Source organism: Pseudomonas sp. S2_A02, assembly GCF_054668495.1.
In genome coordinates, this window is record NZ_CP162776.1 from 1,046,139 (window position 1) to 1,061,861 (window position 15,723).

The window sequence follows — 15,723 nt, forward strand, 5'->3', positions numbered from 1 at the left end:
TTGTCTTCGCTCATGAAATTTCATGACCCACGGATGGTGCTCTTCGCCCTGTTCGCGTTCGCGGCAGTGGGCTCGGCATCAGCAACACAGATGAAGACCTCAACCCCTGCTTTCGCAACTGAAGTCACAGCCGTTCAGGCTCCTGTCCAGCCCGCCGGCAACCCTTGGCCGACCTTGGCTAGCATGGCCGGCAAGCAGCCAGGGCCGTTGCTTGCTCATGACGACCGATACTGGCATGACGGCCGTTGGCACGATCGTAGAGACGATTGGCGCCGAGACGACTGGCGTAGAGAAAACTGGCGTAGAGAGCAAGCCCGCCGAGAACGCCATCGTGATTGGGAGCGCCACCAGGATCGGGTCATGCGGCACCGCTACGAGGACAATCGCCGCTACTATCGTCGCTAGTGCGAAGCCACGGGATCAATCCGCCTGCAACACGGGCGTCCATCTCAAAACGGAAAGACTGCCGACCCGGGGCGCTTACATCATCAAAGGGTAATCCTGCTTGCTTGCTCAGCCTAATGTGAACTGCCTGAACAGTATCAACAATCGAAGAAGCGCCATGGCATAGTCAATTTCAACTTGATTGCGATCGTAGTTCGGCGCCTGCCGCAGATATCCAAACCAGACTCGCTCATCCTTCAGCCCCTGCCATACTGTTCAGCATGACCAGTGCAACCTTCCGCTTCTACGAGGAGCTCAACGATTTCCTGCCGGCCGGACGGCGGCGGCAGTCCTTCACCTGCGAGTGCGCGCGAGGGGCAACGGTCAAGCACATGATCGAGGCGCTCGGGATTCCGCATACCGAGGTCGAACTGGTGCTGCTCAACGGCGAGTCGGTGGGCTTCGAGCGGGTGATCTTCGACGATGACCGGCTGGCGGTGTATCCCAAGTTCGAAGCGCTGGACATCAGCCCGCTGCTCAAGGTTCGTGCGCAACCTTTACGGGTGTTGCGCTTCGTCGCTGATGCGCACCTTGGCGGGCTGGCCAATCTGCTGCGCATGAGCGGCTTCGACACCCTCTACGACAATGGCTTCGAGGATAGCGAGATCGCCGAGATCGCCGCGCAGCAAGGACGCATCGTGCTGACCCGCGATCGCGAACTGCTCAAGCGGCGGATCATCAGCCACGGCTGTTACGTGCATGCCCTGAAACCGTCGCTGCAGCTGCGCGAATTGTACGAGCGCCTCGACCTGGCGCGTAGCGCGCGGCCATTCAGCCTGTGCCTTCATTGCAACCTGCCGCTGCACGAGATCAGCCCGGAACAGGCCCGACAGCAGGTGCCGCCACGCGTTGGCGTCCTCTATTCACACTTCCTGCGCTGCGACGCCTGCCAACGGGTTTACTGGGAGGGTTCGCACTGGCGCAGCATGTGCGAACTGCTGGCACCTCTGCTGGACCGATAGCCGAGCGCATCGCGCCGGCTGCGTTGCCAGGGATAACTGGCTTTTGTATCAGCTGGATAACGGCCAACAGCGGCTAATCAAATGTACCCAGGGAATCTGGTTCAATTCAGAGCCGCGAAGCGGCTACGGCTTGAATGAGTTGTTAGGCCGCGTCCTCGCAGCTACATAGATCAGCTCTCAGAAGAAATGATTGAGTCCTGACTGGATTCAGCAGCCAGCTTCAATCGGTCAGCTTTACTAATGTATTTGGACTTGCTTGGCGGTGCCAATTTGGCACTCGCCTTTTTGGCGTGAGCCTTTAATAACTGCTTTATTTTTTTACGACGATTCATATTCTTCTACTCGGTTTGTAAGCTCTTGAATGATATCAGCTTAAAATATTGGGCCAGAATGAAACACCCCATCGGCTGCATCCAGCCTTTGGGGTGCAATTCATCAAGCCATCAAGAGCGCCCTACGGAACCTGTGACCGGTAGATTTCCAAGCAGTTTGAGCCCGGTACTCTTCACGAAAGCGTCATAGTCCATCGGTCTCTCGATGCGAGTTTCAGCGTTGGGCAGTACGTAGGCCCAGGCACGCTTGGACGATGCGTCGTAAACCAGTTTGAACAGGCGAGTCGGCACCCAGACCTTGTTGTCGCCGATGGTGGTATGGCCTGAGTCAAAGAGCGGGCCGGTAAAGACAAAAACATTACCGTCGGCTCGCTTGGCAAATTTCCTGACATCGGACTCGACCTTACTCCAGATCTTCCGGTTGTTGGTTGGGTCTTGCGGCACCATGTTCGACAGTGCAAAGGATTGGGCCATTGCATTGGGGTTCGGTGCATCGGCTGCCGGGGATTGATGGCCGCGGTCCACGGCCGGATGCTGGCTACGGTAGTCGCTCAACTCTGCCCGTCCACTCTTGGGGATGCGTGGGTCCGGGTAGAACTGGTTGGTGCGCTCCTCGCCTTTGGCATCCTGCAGTTGGGCGGCATTAAGGCGTTCGACCACTACCAATGGCGTCTTGCTGGTTTGCGAGTACAACACCGCAAAGTTGTCGGAACACAGCGCCAAGGGTTTCATGGTTGCAGGCACAGTGGCCGTGTTGATCGGTTTCGCAGCCGGGAACAGCTCTGCGCAGCCGTCAAACGATGCCTGTTTCTGTTTGTTTGAATAGAGGCCCAGGGCCGCGTTCTGGCTGACCGAGCCCGAACGGGATACTTGTTCCTGATGCTGGGTGGGCGGTTTGAGGAGATCCAGCAGACCGCGGGCTTCTGCCCCGGTCGAGAGCAAAACAAGGGCCGACAGCCCAACTGCAATTTTGCGTAGGTGCATGCTTTAAAATCTTCGAATTGGATTGAGGGGTAAACGTACGACGAGTCCCGATTCACGGAACCCGGTGGAGGCGGTTGCTGATTAAATTGCGGCAAGCATGCTTTCACTGTCCTTGATCAAAATACCGATGCGGATTCGGTCGGTTCCGAGCAGTACGACTGCTGATAATCGTTGCGGGATTAATTGACCATCACAAGTCACTTTAGTGCTGAGTAGCGTTTACATTCGACTTACCAATGCTCGTCGAAGAAGCGATCGGTAGAGGAATGTAGACATCACGCTCAACGGCACAACAACCCCATGGGCAAATCCGATCATAGCGCTCTATGATTGAACCCCATGACGACCTCTCTTCCGATCCGCCAACCCTGCCCGCCCGGAGCCTGCATCTGCGAGCGTGAGCCTTTGCTGGAAACCCCCGGCGCGGATTTGCGCATCCTGAGCCTGACCCGGTCGGAGGAGAAGCGCCTGATCGAACGCCTGGAAAATCTCCAGAGCCTGAGCGACCTGGAGCGTCTGCAACACCGGATGTATGAGCAGTTGGGTCTGCGCGTGGAGATCGTCCCGGGCTTCAATGAAGTGCGCACCATGCGCGGCATCAACATCACCCTCGGCGAATTGCCGGGCCTGTGTCGCAAAACCCGTCAGTCGATTCCGGCGGCGATTCGCCGCGGGCTGGAGAAGCGCCCGGAGATTGCCTACGAGCTGCTCAATGCCAACGACTTGTTGCGTGATGCCTGATGGTTTGCACTGTTATCCCGATATGTTCATTTCAAATGCCTGAAAGAGGATCAGCGGTCGTACGCAAAACGCGGGCCGCTGCTATGCCTTTTCATGGGAGAAAGGGTTTCAGGCCAGCCAGGATGGAGCTGGAAACACAAGCGTGACCGTGGCCCCGGCGCCAGTCAGGTGCGCGAAGATAAAGGTGCCAATCCGTAGCAGGAGGTGGCAGATGTTATTCATTGTCAGTTGGTCAATCAGTCCGCAACACCGTAACAGCGCAATCGAACGTTTTCTCAAGACCGGTGGTGCGCCACCCGCAGGCGTCAAAATGTTGGGGCGCTGGCATGCCGTCGGTGGCTCGAGTGGTTTTGGCATTGCAGAGGCCGATGATCCGGTGTCGATTCAGAAGTGGGTGCTGGAATGGAGTGACCTCATGAGCATGGAAGTTCACGCCGCATTGACCGATGAACAGGCGGCGCCGCTGCTGGCTGCCGCGCTCGGCAAACAATAGTCGTCGAGGCGGCGAGCGCAGCTCACACTCAATGTCAGTCAGACAAGAGCTGAATACTGCGGCCCTTGTGGGAGCGAGCCTGCTCGCGATAGCGGCGGGTCAGCCAACATTCATGCTGAATGTACCGCTGCTATCGCGAGCAGGCTCGCTCCCACAAATTGCGCGCCTTAACTGACAGGCTCCCCTCGCCGCCCTCCTCTACTTCATTACTTTTTCATCCCGACCCGCCGGCGCATTTCTGCAGTGATTGTCTGTCGGGTTTTCTTCAGCTCGGCCCAGGGTTCGTCACCGATTTCGGCCAGGCGTTCATGCACATTGTGGACATTCCATTGATTGCCGCCCTTGAGCTGCGCCACCTCCTCCCGAAAGATCGGCACCGACACCGGCAGCCCTTCGCGGGTGCGCACGGCGTAGGCGCAAATAGTGGTGGCGCCCAGACCGTTGCGCAGGTAGTCGATGAAGATCCGCCCGACGCGGTTTTTCGGTCCGGACACCGCCGAAAAGCGATCCGGCAGTAATTTGGCCATGTGGCTGACGATCGCGTGGCTGAAGTCCTTGACCTCGTCCCACCCCTGTTTGCGGGTCAGCGGTACCACCAGGTGAATCCCCTTGCCGCCGCTGGTTTTGAGAAACGCCTTGAGTCCCAGTTCATCCAGCACTGTGAGGGTTAGTTGAGTCGCTTCGATCATGCTTTTCCAGGGCAGCGCCGGATCTGGGTCGAGGTCGAGGACAAAGCGATCGGGTTTATCCAGATCGACTGACGTGGCGTTCCAGGTGTGCAGTTCCACCGTGCTCATCTGCACCGCGCCGATCAGCGCTTTGGCATTGTTGATGATCATCACCGGTTGGCCCGTCAGTTCCTTGTCCAGGGTAACAATCCCCGGAATGGCCAGGCGCTCGGCGTTCTTCTGAAAGAAAAGTTCGCCGGCGATGCCGTCCGGCGCGCGCACCAGCGCCACCGGCCGGTCCTTGAGTTGCGGCAAAATCCATTCGGCGACGCTGGCGTAGTACTCCGCCAGTTGCATCTTGGTGGTGCCACTACTGGCGTCGATCACCCGGTCCGGGTGCGTGATGCGCACCTTGCCGCTGGCCAGGCCGATCTGCGACGGCGCGACAGTTGACTGGACGTTTTTCGGGTCGGCGGCGTCAGGTTTCTCGGCGACGGATTTCTTCTTCGCTGTGGATTTTACTGCGGCGGTTTTCGAGGCTGATGTTTTCGAGGCGGAAGTGTTCACGGTTGTCGGCAGCTCCTCGGTAATTTCTTTGGCAGGCTTGTCATCACGCAAGCCATGGAACACGGCGTGGCGCACCGAGCCGTCCTTGGTCATTTCAGCGAAGGCCACTTCTGCCAACAGTGTGGGTTTGAGCCAATGCACCCCCTTGGCTTCAAAACCGCTAGGCGGATTGACCACCGACGGTTTTTTCGTCTGCAGCGGTTTCAACTGTTCGTAAATACGTTTGAGGGTCGCTTCGTTAAACCCGGTGCCAACCTTGCCGGCATAACGCAACTCACCGCTGTCGCGGTCGTGCAACCCCAGCAACAATGCGCCAAAAGCACTGCGTGCGCCTTTGGGGTCAGTGAAGCCGATCACGACGAATTCCTGCCGATGCTTGCACTTGAGTTTGATCCAGTCACTGGTGCGCCGAGACACGTAAGGCGAACCCAGGCGTTTGCCGATCAGCCCTTCCATCTGCATCTCGCAGGCACTGTTGAGCAAGGCCTCCGGGGATTCGCCGAAGGCGTCGGAGAATCGCAACAGCGGATTCTCATTGGGCTTGAGCACAGTCGCCAGCGCAGCCCTGCGCTCCTCGACAGGCACTTCGCGCAGGTCCACCCCGTTGAGGTAGGGCAAGTCGAACAGGTAGTAAACGATGCTGCCACTTCGGCCGGAATCGAACGCGTTTTGCAGCGCCTGAAAATCCGGAACGCCCTGCTCGTTGGCCACCACCATTTCGCCGTCGAGCCAGGCCGACTCCAGGCCCAGCGCTGCCAGTGCCTCGGCTTGCCCGGGCAGTTTGTGGGTCCAGTCGTGACCGTTGCGGGTGAAGAGTTTGACCTCGTCGTGGTCGATGCGCGCCATGACCCGGTAGCCGTCGAACTTGATCTCATAGCTCCATTCGCCGCTCGGCGCGGATTCGACCAGCGTCGCCAGTTCGGGTTTGAGCAGCTCGGGCAGCTTGGCTTTGCGCGCGCCCGTCAGTTGTGCCGACTTTTCCTTACGCGCCTTGGCCGGGGCTTTTTTGATCGGTTTTGGTTTTTCAGCACCGTGCTTTTTTTCCACGATGGTGCGGTCGCTGAGCACGCTGTCCGGCTCGGCGGCGACCACGTCGTATTCACTGTCGGGTCTGGCGGCGCTGTCCTGATGCTTGATCAAAAACCATTGTTCCTGCTTGCCCGGCATGTGCGTGCGCACCAGGTTCCACAGGCCGCCAAGCTTTTCTCCTTTCAGCTCGAATTTCAGCCGGCCCTTGGTGTACGCCTTGGCCGGATCGTCCTGGGGAATCCACACCCCACGATCCCAGACGATCACATCGCCGGCGCCGTAATGCCCTTTGGGAATGGTGCCCTCGAACGTGGCGTAATCCAGTGGATGGTCTTCGACATGGATGGCCAGGCGCTTGACCTTGGGGTCCAGCGACGGCCCTTTCGGCACCGCCCAACTTTTCAGCGCACCGTCGAGTTCCAGGCGAAAATCATAGTGCAGGTGGGAGGCGTCATGCTTCTGAATGCAGAACTGCAACGCATGATCCTTCGCCGTTTTTTTGCCCGAGCGTTTGGCGGCGGCCGGTTCCGAGGTCGCCGAGAAATCGCGCATGCGGTTGTAATCGTCCAGGTTCTTGTTCATGGCTGATGCTCGTTGCCGAACGCTGAGTGGGCAGGTTCTACATCAGCAGAGCGACAGGCCTGGAAGAAAATTCCATCGCCGTTGAAATTGCCCGGACAGACGGATCGGTGTTACGGCACTTGCTCGCGGCGCAGTGAATCCCCACCGCGAAATTCATTGGCGTGGTTTCCGATCCACGCGGCGGTCAGTTTTTTCAGCGTTGGACCAGCTCAAAGTGCCTGAAGACCTGCCTCGGATACTGGAGATATCTGAAGACTTCGGCGTTACGTTTCTGCTGCCGAAATCACCAGAACACACGTAGATACCGTCTTAAACCTCACCGAGCAAGCGCAAGTTTCGGGTCATAAGGCTGGCCCGATTTGAGCACGCCATAAACGAAGTGCAGCAGCTTGCGCATCGCGGCACAAATGATCTGCTTGGGGGCCTTGCCGTTGGCCTTCAAGCGATCCTTCATGGCCATGATCGCCTTGTTGTGCTGCAGCGCCACCAGGCCGGGCATGTAAAGGCCTGCCCGCACGCGCGCTGAGCCGATTTTTGAGATCACAGTACGGCCTTTGAGCAGTCCCGAATCCTGCAGCTTGGGGTTCAACCCAGCAGCAGCAACCAGCTTGCGAGGATCGTCATATTTACGCAGGTCGCCCAGCTCGGCCAGCAGCCGCTCAAGCGTTTTCTGCCCGATACCGTCGATGGTCACGATCAAGTCGCGCATTTGACGCATATCCGGGTCGTCATCGATGTGTTTTTTGATCGCTTTGTGCGTTTCAGCGATCTCTTTTTCGATATGGTGCAGCACGGAGTTAATTGAGGCTTTGACCTTTTCGTCAGATACCCCCAGACGATTGAGCTCCATTTGCTGCATTTCCTGAAGGTCATCCAGGCGGCGAACCAAGGCTTTCAACTGGCGATACTTCAGAGGCTCCGGCGCCCATGGCTGAAGCTTTTCATCCTTTTCCCGGGCGAAGTCCGCGATCAGCTTGGCGTCGCTTTTATCGGTTTTGATCCGGCGTAACTCACTGCCGGCGTAGGCATGGGTCGTGGCCGGATTCACCACGCAAACCCGGTAACCCTTGTTGTAGACGAACTCGGCGAGCGCCAGGTGATAGACACTGGTGGCCTCCATCACGATCAGTGCCGAAGGTTCGACCTGCTTGTGCAGCCAGGCTTCAAACTCTTTGAATCCTTTGGCGTCGTTCGCCAGTTTGGCTTTGGTTTTATGCTTGCCATTCGGCAGGTGTGTAGCGATATCAAAGGTGTTTTTAGCGACATCGACGCCGACGAAACTGGACATGTCTTCTCCCAATCAGATCAGTTGCGATCATCACTACACTCTGTCCAACCTTGTGAATGCGGGCTCTCGCCAGAGACGGGCCCAAGATACCGTTCGAACTGTACGAGTGAGTGTGGAGGGTTGGAGCACGATCTACGTCACAGGCAAAAAGCCTAAGGAGCTGCACGGCTTCCAGGTCCCTCCCTCGATGATCAGTCGAGAACTATCGCTCCTGATGGAGCAATAGTCGAGATACAAGGAGCTGCCGCAGGCTGCGATCTTTTGATCTTTGGCATGTTCGAAAACGCTGAAGATCAAAAGATCGCAGGGGAATGCTCAGACAGCACCGCCCTTGGCCTGCTGCTCCAGATGCACCTGCAACTCTGGATCGATCTTCAGCGCAGCGGCCAATTCATCCAGATAGTTGCGCTCGGCGTCCTGCTGATCGTCCACCAACATCACGCTGGCCAGGTACATCTCGGCGGCCATGCCCGGATCCTGGGCAGACTGCGCCACATCGGCGGCATCCAGCGGCCGGGTGACTTCGTCATCGAGCCATTGCTGCAGTTGCGGATCGTCGGTATGGCGACCGATTTCGGTGCTGATCATGTGTTTCTCGGCATCATCGATGCGGCCATCGGCCTTGGCGGCGGCGATCAAGGCACGAAGGATGGCGTGGCTGTGGTCTTCGATTTCCGGGCCAGACAACAGGTCAACGGTGCGCGGTGCCTGTTGCGGTGCCGAAGCCTGGCTGCGTTGCCAGGCCTGATACGCCTGGAACGCCATCATCCCCAAAGAAGCCAACGCCGCGTAATTGGTGCCGCCCGAACGTGTCTGGGTCGAACGGCCGATGGGTGAATTGCCGCCCAGCAGACCACCGAGCAAACCACCCAAGCCTCCGCCGCCCGCACCGGCACCCGCCCCGCCCCCCAATAGACCACCAAGCAACCCGCCGAGGCCTCCTTGAGCTGACGCCGCACCGCCACCTTGTTGCGACTGCGAGCCTTGGCTAGCCCGCAGTAATTGCTCAAGCAAATCGCTGGTGTTCATGACGACGTCCTCATCAATGGGCAGAAACTCAGTCAGGCAACGATAGTCTTCGCCAGACATTCCGCCAACTCCGTCTGACTGACGTCATGGGTATTGCCCTTGCCCTTCACACTCCTGACAGAAACTGACACCGCCTCCTTTTATGCTGCGCCCACCTTGAATGGAGCAGCCCCTATGATCACTCCCCGTTATATTTTGCTTTTCGTGGAAAACCCCGCCGTCAGTGCGCGGTTCTATGAGTTTCTGCTGGAGCGCAAGCCCGTGGAAGAGTCGCCGACCTTCGCGCTATTTGTCCTGGAGGGCGGCTACAAACTGGGGCTCTGGTCACGGCATACCGCCGAACCAGCAGCGCAAGCGACGGGCGGCGGGACCGAGCTGGCGTTCCCCGTGGAGTCCGCCGAGCAGGTCGATGCACTGTTTGCCGATTGGAGCGCGCTTGGGCTGACCATGGCGCAAGCACCGACAGAGCTGGACTTCGGTCGCACCTTCGTCGCGCTTGACCCGGATAACCATCGACTGCGCGTGTTTCACCCCTCGCTGAGCTGAACCCCGTCCTCGACATCGGCCAGGCACAGGCGTGCTGCGCTCAATACGTGCCCCGGATATTTCCGGGGTATTTTTTTGCACGGAGGCTAAGATTCAAAGGTGGTGAACCTTATTCCCGAAAATCCGGTCGATACCTGCAACCCGACCCGGTTTGCCGACGCCCTCAACAAGAGGGTGATAATTGGCTTGCTTCACTTTCTGGAGAACGCCCCCGTGATATCCACTGTACACATTGCCAGGCTCAAAGCATGGGGTGCCCATGGTTTTACCGCCACTGGCGTGGTCACAGCCTTCCTCGCGACCCTCGCCTTGTTGGAGAATCAGCCCACCAATTGCCTGCTGTGGCTGGGCGTGGCGCTGATCGTCGACGGTCTGGACGGTGCGCTGGCGCGCAAGGTGAACGTGCAGTCGGTGCTGCCGAGTTTCGACGGTTCAATCCTCGACCTGGTGATCGACTACCTGACGTATGTGTTTATTCCGGCACTGTTCATCTATCGTTACATCCCGTTGCCGGACTACACCCTGCTGCTGACCGTGTCGCTGATTCTGGTGTCGTCTCTGTTTTGCTTCTGCAACGTCAACATGAAGAGCAAAGACAACTACTTCCAGGGCTTCCCCGCTGCGTGGAACGTAGTTGCGCTGTGCCTGTACATCATCGACCCATCGCCGTGGATCACCTTGCTCACCGTCATCGGCCTGGCGCTGTTGACCGTGACCCGAATGAAATTCCTGCACCCATTCCGCGTGCGGCGGTTCATGCCGATCAACATTGCCGTGACGGCCATCTGGCTGCTCTGCAGCTTGTCGCTGGTGGTCAACCACCCGGTCATCAATCCGCTGGTGATGGGCTTGTGGCTGTTGATGTCGGCGTACTTCCTGGGGATCTGCTTCTGGCGCACGGCGCTGGAGTGGTTCGACAGCTCGCGGCTCAAATAGGCACTGCGATCATGCCCATCCACATCGTCCAACTCGGCTCCCCCCGCACCGCGAATGAAGGGCTGCGCCTGGGTACGGTACGCCGCCCGCCTCGGGGTGTGCCCAAGGCCGAATTTGCCAGCCGGGATTTTTACGATGTGTGGCAACCGCTGCTGTCCCCCAGCCCCGAGTTGGTGGCCGAAGCCAAAGCGGCTGAAGATGCCAAAGCCTGGGGAGCCTTCAAGCGCAAATTCAAGGCCGAGATGAACCATCCCGCGCCCAGCCAGATGCTCGACCTGCTGGCCGCCCTCTCCCATCAAACGTCGCTGGCTTTGGGGTGTTATTGCGAGGAAGAGGCGCACTGTCACCGTTCCGTATTACGGGAACTGCTGGAGGCTCGAGGAGCAAAGGTTGTTTAGATAGGGTGAACACCCAAAATCCCCTGTGGGAGCGGGCTTGCTCGCGAAGGCGGTCTTTCCGTCGATAGAGATGTTGCCTGATACTCCGTCATCGCGGGCAAGCCCGCTCCCACATTAGAACGTCGGCGCAATACCCATCGCATGAACACCGCCGATTCCGTTACTTGCATTGGAGCATTGCACTGTCTTGTACGGCCCGCTCGAGCGACTAAGCACCCCAGAGACTGATCATGGTCAATAATTAAGGGATTGAGATGTATTAAACGACCGTCGTCTGCTCGTTTACCCACGGGAGGTTTGTCATGTCTGGTCAAGCACGTTTCATGCTGGTCGCCTCGCCCCTGATGGAACACAGCCCTGCCTTCGACCGGGCCGCGGCGCTGGCCAAGGCTGAGGATGCAGCCTTGCACATCGTGGCTTTCGACTATCTGGAAGGCCTGGCGACCGCCGGCATGGTCAACGAAAAGGCTCTGGAGCAGATGCGTCTGGGGTATGTCGAGCGCCACCGTCAGTGGCTTGAGGAACAGGCCCGTCCCTTGCGCAAGATCGGTGTGCACGTCACCACCGAGGTGGTTTGGGTCGAAAATCCGCTGGAGGAAATCCTGACTCACCTCAAAGAGCAGCCGATGGACGTGCTGATCAAGGCGCTGGAACATCAATCACGGCTGTCGCGGCTGGTGTTTACCCCTCTCGACGTGCATTTGCTGCGCGAATGCCCGGTGCCGCTGCACTTCGTCAGCCATGCCAAACATGCGTTGCCACGCAAGATCGTTGCGGCGGTCGATCCGTTTCATCGTGATGATCACTACAAAAGCTTCAATGACCGGATTCTGCACGAAGCGTCAAAACTGGCGAGCGCCTGCAATGCCGAGCTCGACGTGGTCTACGCCTATGACCTTTCGTCTATCAGCTCGGACGAGTTCAGCTTCGAAAACGGCTCGGCGTTTTTCGCTTCGGACAAGGCCAAGACCCTGTTCGACTTCCAGGAGGACGCCTTCAACGAATTGGCCGCGCGCAACGGCATCGCGCCGGAGCAACGGCACATGCTCATGGGCAGCCCGACCAAAGTGCTGACCCGCTATGCCGATACTTATCACGTCGACGTGATTGTCATGGGCCGGGTCGGCCATCGCGGCATGGGCCGGTTGATCGGCAGCACGGTGGAGCATCTGCTGTACAAAATGCCGTGCAGTGTGTGGGTGGTGTACACCGAGCGACTGGATGAGTGAGTGACGGACTAATTTGCACATTCACTTTGTGGGAGCGAGCAGGCTCGCTCCCACAGGGGGTTTGTATTGATGTTTCAACGCCGTGTAATCACCACCTCCAGGTATTCACTGGGCACCACCAGCGACCGCTCCCCCGCCCGGTTCAGCCGATTCAGCAGTTCGGTCAGGTCGTTTTCCAGGGCTGTGGCCCCTTCGGGTGGCAGCGTCGAAAAAGCCTTGTGAACCGGGCCATACCAAGTGCGGAAGGTGTCGATGAAGTGCGCGGCCGAGCGATAGCGGAAGTTGAATAACCGCCGTGTCACCTGAAGCTGGAAGTCGCGCTGGTCGAACTGCGAATGTAACCAGGCTTCAGAGCCCCAGTTTGAAGGCGGTTGGGCGCCCACAGGTGGCGGCATATGGCGGCCCAGGGTCTTGAACATCTGGCCGACGAAGCCTTCAGGCGTCCAGTTGGCAAGGCCGATCCGTCCGCCAGGGCGGCACACCCGCGCCAGTTCCGCTGCAGCCTTGGGCTGATCCGGCGTAAACATCACACCAAAGGTCGAAAGCACGGCATCGAAACTAGCGTCCTCGAACGGCAAGTCCTCGGCATCGGCCACCTGAAAAGTCACGTCCAGATGTTCCGCCCGTGCGCGGTCTTCGCCGCGTTCAAGCAGCTTGGCCACGTAGTCGGTGGACGTGACCTTGCATCCCCGGCGCGCGGCGGCGAGCGTTGCGTTACCGTTGCCGGCGGCGACGTCCAGCACCTGCTCATCACAGAGCAAGTCGCAGGCTTCGGCCAGTTGTTCACCGACGATCTGTAAAGTAGTGCCGATCACGGCGTAGTCGCCGCTGGCCCACGAGGCCATTTGCCGGTTTTTCAGGGCAGTGAGGTCAATGGGTGTGCTCATGGAGTCTGCTCCGTTGCGGGTTGGAACGCGTCCCGGCTCACTCCGCCGTGGTGGGATCGATGATGTTCATGACCCGGGAAACGCTATTGGCGGGAAAACCACCCAGTTTGGCGTGCTCCCTGATCAATTCCTCATTCGGCGCGATGTACACGCAGTAAATCTTGTCGCCGGTGACGTAACTCTGCAGCCATTGCACCTCTGGCCCCATCCCGCGCAACACATCACAGGATTTTTGCGAGATCGCTTTGAGCTCCTGTTGCGGCAGTGCGCCGGCGCCTGGAAGCTCGCGTTCAATAATGAATTTAGGCATGGCAACTTCCTTTCTTGAGGGTGATGACAGGGTCGGAGGTGATCCCGTCGTCCACAAACTATCGCTCCCGGATACGCCGACGTCCTGCCGATCGTCCGGAGAATTCAAGAAATACGGCATTCTCCGATGCATGGTCGCCATTTGTAATGCCGCCTTAACAGGTTGGTTTGCTTCACTGAAACGGATCACGCGGCAGGCGCTTTGGCCTCTTCCAGCAGTTGCCGAATCATCTGTTCCTGAGTCTCGTAGCGGCCCTCGCCAAAGTGGGTGTAACGCACTTGGCCCTTGGCGTCGATCAGGTAGTGAGCGGGCCAGTACTGGTTGTCGAAGGCGCGCCAGATCGCGTAGTTGTTGTCGATTGCCACCGGGTAGGTGATGCCGAGTTTTTTCACCTGATCGCGGACGTTGTCGATGATGCGTTCGTAACCGTATTCAGGGGTGTGCACGCCGATCACGACCAGGCCGTCCTTCTGGTATTTCTTCGCCCAGTCCTTCACGTAGGGCAAGGTGTGCTGGCAGTTGATGCAGTCGTACGTCCAGAAGTCCACCAGCACCACTTTGCCGCGCAGGGAATCGTTGCTCAGCGCTGGCGAGTTGAGCCATTCGACTGCGCCGGAAAGTGACGGCATCGCGCCTTTGGCCGCGTCCATGGTCGAGTCGGCCTTGACCTTGCTGATGAAGTAATCGACCACTTTTGGTACGGTTTCCAGCACGTGCTGTTCAACCGTAGTGACGCCTTCGGATGAGGTGCTGGCGAGCAGCTTGTTGTCAGCGCCAGTGGAGATGACCGCTGCGGCGACCAACACCGCAGTCCCCGTGCCGCGACGCAGCCAACCGGTGAGCGGAATCGACGGCTTCAAGCGATTGACCAAGCCACGACCGGCGAAGATTAAGGTGCCCAAAGACAACGCGCTGCCCAGGCCGTACGCCACCAGCAGCAGGCTGGTGTGAGCGTTGGCGCCTTGCAGCATGGCGCCGGTGAGGATCACGCCGAGGATCGGCCCGGCACACGGCGCCCAGAGCAGACCAGTGGCGACGCCGATCATTACCGAGCCTAACGGGCCAGACATTTTGCGAGTGTCGGGATCGAGGCGATTGCCCAGCAGCACGAACGGACGCGCCAGCCAGCTACCGATGCGAGCGGAGATCAGAGACAGGGCAAACAGCACCATCACGATCAGCGCCACATGGCGGCCGGTATTGTTGGCTTGTACCACCCAATCGCTGCTGACCACGGCCAGGCTGGAGATCAGGGCGAAAGTCAGGGCCATGCCGCCGAGGGTGAGCAGGATCGAAGAACGCGTGCGTTTAACACCGGCAAACAGAAACGGCACGACCGGCAGGATGCAGGGGCTGAGGACGGTCAAAATGCCGCCCAGGAATGCGATGAGAAACATGGGGATCACCTTGAGAATGTGAAGGGCGATATCACCGCAGTGCTCATGTGGGAGCGGGCTTGCTCGCGAAGGCGGAGTGTCAGTCGACATCAATGTTGAATGTACTGGCCTCTTCGCGAGCAAGCCCGCTCCCACACTGGAACGGCGGGAATTGACAGAACTGTGCCAGGCTTCAGGCCTCCAGCTGCTGGCCCTGTGGCGTGCGGCTGTAGCCATTCTCTGCAACCAGTTGCCCTTGCGGCGTGCGGCTCGAACCATCCTCAGTCAGCAGCGGAGCCAGTTGGAAGCAGGTGCTGCTGCCACAGGTATTTTGTTCAACCGCGGCGTTGGCATGGGCGGCGGCGCCAGCTACGGAGAAAACGATGGCGGTCAAAAAGCGGGTGACGTTACTCATGATGTTCTTCCTGTTTCAAAGGGGATGGGCATTGGGTAGTCGAAGGACTCAGTTGCCTTCATTGCAGCCGTCAGCGAATTTGCTGTAATCCAGAACCTGGGTTTTGCCTTGGGAATCCAGGTAGGTCATCCGGGCATTCACAATCCCGCAGGCAGGGCTGGCGTCCTGTTTCATCGACAGCACTTTCTGGATGTCCAGGTGCGTGCCGTAGGTGTAGGTTTGAGGGGTTACATCGGCTTCGGCGCGGGCCGACAAGGTGCAGATGTTCAGGGCGGCAAACAGGCAGGCGGCGTAGACGACTTTGGTGTTCATGGTGATTTCCTCAGGGCTTCAATAGGTCAATCGTTGATTGAGCCGAGGCGCTTGGGTTTGCCTCGATGGAACCTATTTGAAACCCGCGAGGTATCTCGTCTGTGTCCAGAACAGGCGCGGGTAAATCGCTGTGTATCTGTGCCTGCTTGCGATACACAGCGATACAAAACCTCTGATATCGGCCATTTTTACGTC

General features: G+C 58.6%; 18 protein-coding genes and 1 pseudogene. 9 read left to right on the top strand and 10 right to left on the bottom strand.

What is annotated here, in order from left to right; all coding sequences use genetic code 11:
* The first annotated feature begins 12 nt into the window (after positions 1-12).
* Both AB4O41_RS04545 and AB4O41_RS04550 read left to right on the top strand, forming a co-directional pair.
* Complete coding sequence (locus tag AB4O41_RS04545; protein WP_460146469.1) at positions 13-405, top strand: hypothetical protein; 393 nt, start codon at positions 13-15, stop codon at positions 403-405.
* A 260-nt stretch (positions 406-665) separates the two neighbouring features.
* Positions 666-1,406: a Mut7-C RNAse domain-containing protein gene (locus AB4O41_RS04550; RefSeq protein ID WP_460146470.1), complete on the top strand. Its 741-nt coding sequence runs from the start codon at positions 666-668 to the stop codon at positions 1,404-1,406.
* 170 nt (positions 1,407-1,576) lie between these two features.
* Here AB4O41_RS04550 and AB4O41_RS04555 read toward each other — a convergent pair whose 3' ends face one another.
* Positions 1,577-1,738, bottom strand: a complete 162-nt coding sequence (locus tag AB4O41_RS04555) for a DUF2986 domain-containing protein (RefSeq protein ID WP_095053428.1) — start codon at positions 1,736-1,738, stop codon at positions 1,577-1,579.
* Positions 1,739-1,849: 111 nt separating this feature from the next.
* On the bottom strand, positions 1,850-2,722 hold the full coding sequence (locus AB4O41_RS04560) for a DNA/RNA non-specific endonuclease (RefSeq protein ID WP_460146471.1): 873 nt from the start codon (positions 2,720-2,722) through the stop codon (positions 1,850-1,852).
* Between the two features lie 339 nt (positions 2,723-3,061).
* Here AB4O41_RS04560 and AB4O41_RS04565 point away from each other — a divergent pair, with 339 nt between their 5' ends.
* Positions 3,062-3,463 (top strand): hypothetical protein, encoded by a 402-nt coding sequence (locus tag AB4O41_RS04565; protein WP_183678382.1) that lies wholly within the window; start codon positions 3,062-3,064, stop codon positions 3,461-3,463.
* A gap of 211 nt (positions 3,464-3,674) precedes the next feature.
* Positions 3,675-3,956, top strand: coding sequence for a DUF3303 domain-containing protein (locus AB4O41_RS04570; protein WP_460146472.1), 282 nt, complete (start codon positions 3,675-3,677; stop codon positions 3,954-3,956).
* Positions 3,957-4,162: 206 nt separating this feature from the next.
* Here the strand turns inward: AB4O41_RS04570 and ligD are convergent, their stop codons facing one another.
* Positions 4,163-6,802, bottom strand: a complete 2,640-nt coding sequence (gene ligD / locus AB4O41_RS04575; RefSeq protein WP_460146473.1) for a DNA ligase D — start codon at positions 6,800-6,802, stop codon at positions 4,163-4,165.
* Positions 6,803-6,942: 140 nt separating this feature from the next.
* On the opposite strand from ligD, the pseudogene AB4O41_RS04580 reads away from it, so the two are divergent.
* Positions 6,943-7,103 (top strand): annotated as a pseudogene (locus AB4O41_RS04580) (cupin domain-containing protein); the annotation flags it as partial.
* A 15-nt stretch (positions 7,104-7,118) separates the two neighbouring features.
* On the opposite strand, the gene AB4O41_RS04585 reads toward AB4O41_RS04580, so the two are convergent.
* Both AB4O41_RS04585 and AB4O41_RS04590 read right to left on the bottom strand, forming a co-directional pair.
* Positions 7,119-8,090: an IS110 family RNA-guided transposase gene (locus AB4O41_RS04585; RefSeq protein WP_460144197.1), complete on the bottom strand. Its 972-nt coding sequence runs from the start codon at positions 8,088-8,090 to the stop codon at positions 7,119-7,121.
* A 315-nt stretch (positions 8,091-8,405) separates the two neighbouring features.
* A complete protein-coding gene (locus tag AB4O41_RS04590) occupies positions 8,406-9,179 on the bottom strand; it encodes a tellurite resistance TerB family protein (RefSeq protein WP_460146474.1) in 774 nt (257 codons plus the stop codon).
* A 114-nt stretch (positions 9,180-9,293) separates the two neighbouring features.
* On the opposite strand from AB4O41_RS04590, the gene AB4O41_RS04595 reads away from it, so the two are divergent.
* From AB4O41_RS04595 to AB4O41_RS04610, 4 genes are all read left to right on the top strand, one after another.
* Positions 9,294-9,665, top strand: coding sequence for a VOC family protein (locus tag AB4O41_RS04595; protein WP_123359919.1), 372 nt, complete (start codon positions 9,294-9,296; stop codon positions 9,663-9,665).
* A gap of 213 nt (positions 9,666-9,878) precedes the next feature.
* Positions 9,879-10,601 (top strand): phosphatidylcholine synthase, encoded by a 723-nt coding sequence (gene pcsA, locus AB4O41_RS04600; protein ID WP_032830527.1) that lies wholly within the window; start codon positions 9,879-9,881, stop codon positions 10,599-10,601.
* Positions 10,602-10,612: 11 nt separating this feature from the next.
* The gene (locus tag AB4O41_RS04605) at positions 10,613-10,999 is read left to right on the top strand and encodes a DUF488 domain-containing protein (protein WP_460146475.1); all 387 of its coding nucleotides are present in this window, start codon (positions 10,613-10,615) and stop codon (positions 10,997-10,999) included.
* 302 nt (positions 11,000-11,301) lie between these two features.
* Positions 11,302-12,228, top strand: a complete 927-nt coding sequence (locus AB4O41_RS04610) for a universal stress protein (protein ID WP_460146476.1) — start codon at positions 11,302-11,304, stop codon at positions 12,226-12,228.
* A gap of 74 nt (positions 12,229-12,302) precedes the next feature.
* Here AB4O41_RS04610 and AB4O41_RS04615 read toward each other — a convergent pair whose 3' ends face one another.
* From AB4O41_RS04615 to AB4O41_RS04635, 5 genes are all read right to left on the bottom strand, one after another.
* Positions 12,303-13,115, bottom strand: a complete 813-nt coding sequence (locus AB4O41_RS04615; protein ID WP_460146477.1) for a class I SAM-dependent methyltransferase — start codon at positions 13,113-13,115, stop codon at positions 12,303-12,305.
* 37 nt (positions 13,116-13,152) lie between these two features.
* Complete coding sequence (locus AB4O41_RS04620) at positions 13,153-13,425, bottom strand: DUF4242 domain-containing protein (protein WP_460146478.1); 273 nt, start codon at positions 13,423-13,425, stop codon at positions 13,153-13,155.
* A gap of 185 nt (positions 13,426-13,610) precedes the next feature.
* On the bottom strand, positions 13,611-14,822 hold the full coding sequence (locus tag AB4O41_RS04625) for a cytochrome c biogenesis protein DipZ (protein WP_460146479.1): 1,212 nt from the start codon (positions 14,820-14,822) through the stop codon (positions 13,611-13,613).
* A gap of 172 nt (positions 14,823-14,994) precedes the next feature.
* Positions 14,995-15,216 (bottom strand): hypothetical protein, encoded by a 222-nt coding sequence (locus AB4O41_RS04630; protein ID WP_460146480.1) that lies wholly within the window; start codon positions 15,214-15,216, stop codon positions 14,995-14,997.
* 48 nt (positions 15,217-15,264) lie between these two features.
* Positions 15,265-15,528 (bottom strand): DUF2790 domain-containing protein, encoded by a 264-nt coding sequence (locus tag AB4O41_RS04635; protein WP_460146481.1) that lies wholly within the window; start codon positions 15,526-15,528, stop codon positions 15,265-15,267.
* Positions 15,529-15,723 lie beyond the last annotated feature (195 nt).

Excerpts from the sequence above, each read along its gene's own strand:
- AB4O41_RS04585 (WP_460144197.1), bottom strand. The coding sequence starts at position 8,090 with ATGTCCAGTTTCGTCGGCGTCGATGTCGCTAAAAACACCTTTGATATC.
- AB4O41_RS04620 (WP_460146478.1), bottom strand. The coding sequence starts at position 13,425 with ATGCCTAAATTCATTATTGAACGCGAGCTTCCAGGCGCCGGCGCACTG.
- AB4O41_RS04550 (WP_460146470.1), top strand. The coding sequence starts at position 666 with ATGACCAGTGCAACCTTCCGCTTCTACGAGGAGCTCAACGATTTCCTG.
- AB4O41_RS04555 (WP_095053428.1), bottom strand. The coding sequence starts at position 1,738 with ATGAATCGTCGTAAAAAAATAAAGCAGTTATTAAAGGCTCACGCCAAA.
- AB4O41_RS04545 (WP_460146469.1), top strand. The coding sequence starts at position 13 with ATGAAATTTCATGACCCACGGATGGTGCTCTTCGCCCTGTTCGCGTTC.
- AB4O41_RS04560 (WP_460146471.1), bottom strand. The coding sequence starts at position 2,722 with ATGCACCTACGCAAAATTGCAGTTGGGCTGTCGGCCCTTGTTTTGCTC.
- AB4O41_RS04625 (WP_460146479.1), bottom strand. The coding sequence starts at position 14,822 with ATGTTTCTCATCGCATTCCTGGGCGGCATTTTGACCGTCCTCAGCCCC.
- AB4O41_RS04570 (WP_460146472.1), top strand. The coding sequence starts at position 3,675 with ATGTTATTCATTGTCAGTTGGTCAATCAGTCCGCAACACCGTAACAGC.
- AB4O41_RS04590 (WP_460146474.1), bottom strand. The coding sequence starts at position 9,179 with ATGTCTGGCGAAGACTATCGTTGCCTGACTGAGTTTCTGCCCATTGAT.
- ligD (WP_460146473.1), bottom strand. The coding sequence starts at position 6,802 with ATGAACAAGAACCTGGACGATTACAACCGCATGCGCGATTTCTCGGCG.
- AB4O41_RS04610 (WP_460146476.1), top strand. The coding sequence starts at position 11,302 with ATGTCTGGTCAAGCACGTTTCATGCTGGTCGCCTCGCCCCTGATGGAA.
- AB4O41_RS04565 (WP_183678382.1), top strand. The coding sequence starts at position 3,062 with ATGACGACCTCTCTTCCGATCCGCCAACCCTGCCCGCCCGGAGCCTGC.
- AB4O41_RS04635 (WP_460146481.1), bottom strand. The coding sequence starts at position 15,528 with ATGAACACCAAAGTCGTCTACGCCGCCTGCCTGTTTGCCGCCCTGAAC.
- AB4O41_RS04630 (WP_460146480.1), bottom strand. The coding sequence starts at position 15,216 with ATGAGTAACGTCACCCGCTTTTTGACCGCCATCGTTTTCTCCGTAGCT.
- AB4O41_RS04605 (WP_460146475.1), top strand. The coding sequence starts at position 10,613 with ATGCCCATCCACATCGTCCAACTCGGCTCCCCCCGCACCGCGAATGAA.
- AB4O41_RS04615 (WP_460146477.1), bottom strand. The coding sequence starts at position 13,115 with ATGAGCACACCCATTGACCTCACTGCCCTGAAAAACCGGCAAATGGCC.
- AB4O41_RS04595 (WP_123359919.1), top strand. The coding sequence starts at position 9,294 with ATGATCACTCCCCGTTATATTTTGCTTTTCGTGGAAAACCCCGCCGTC.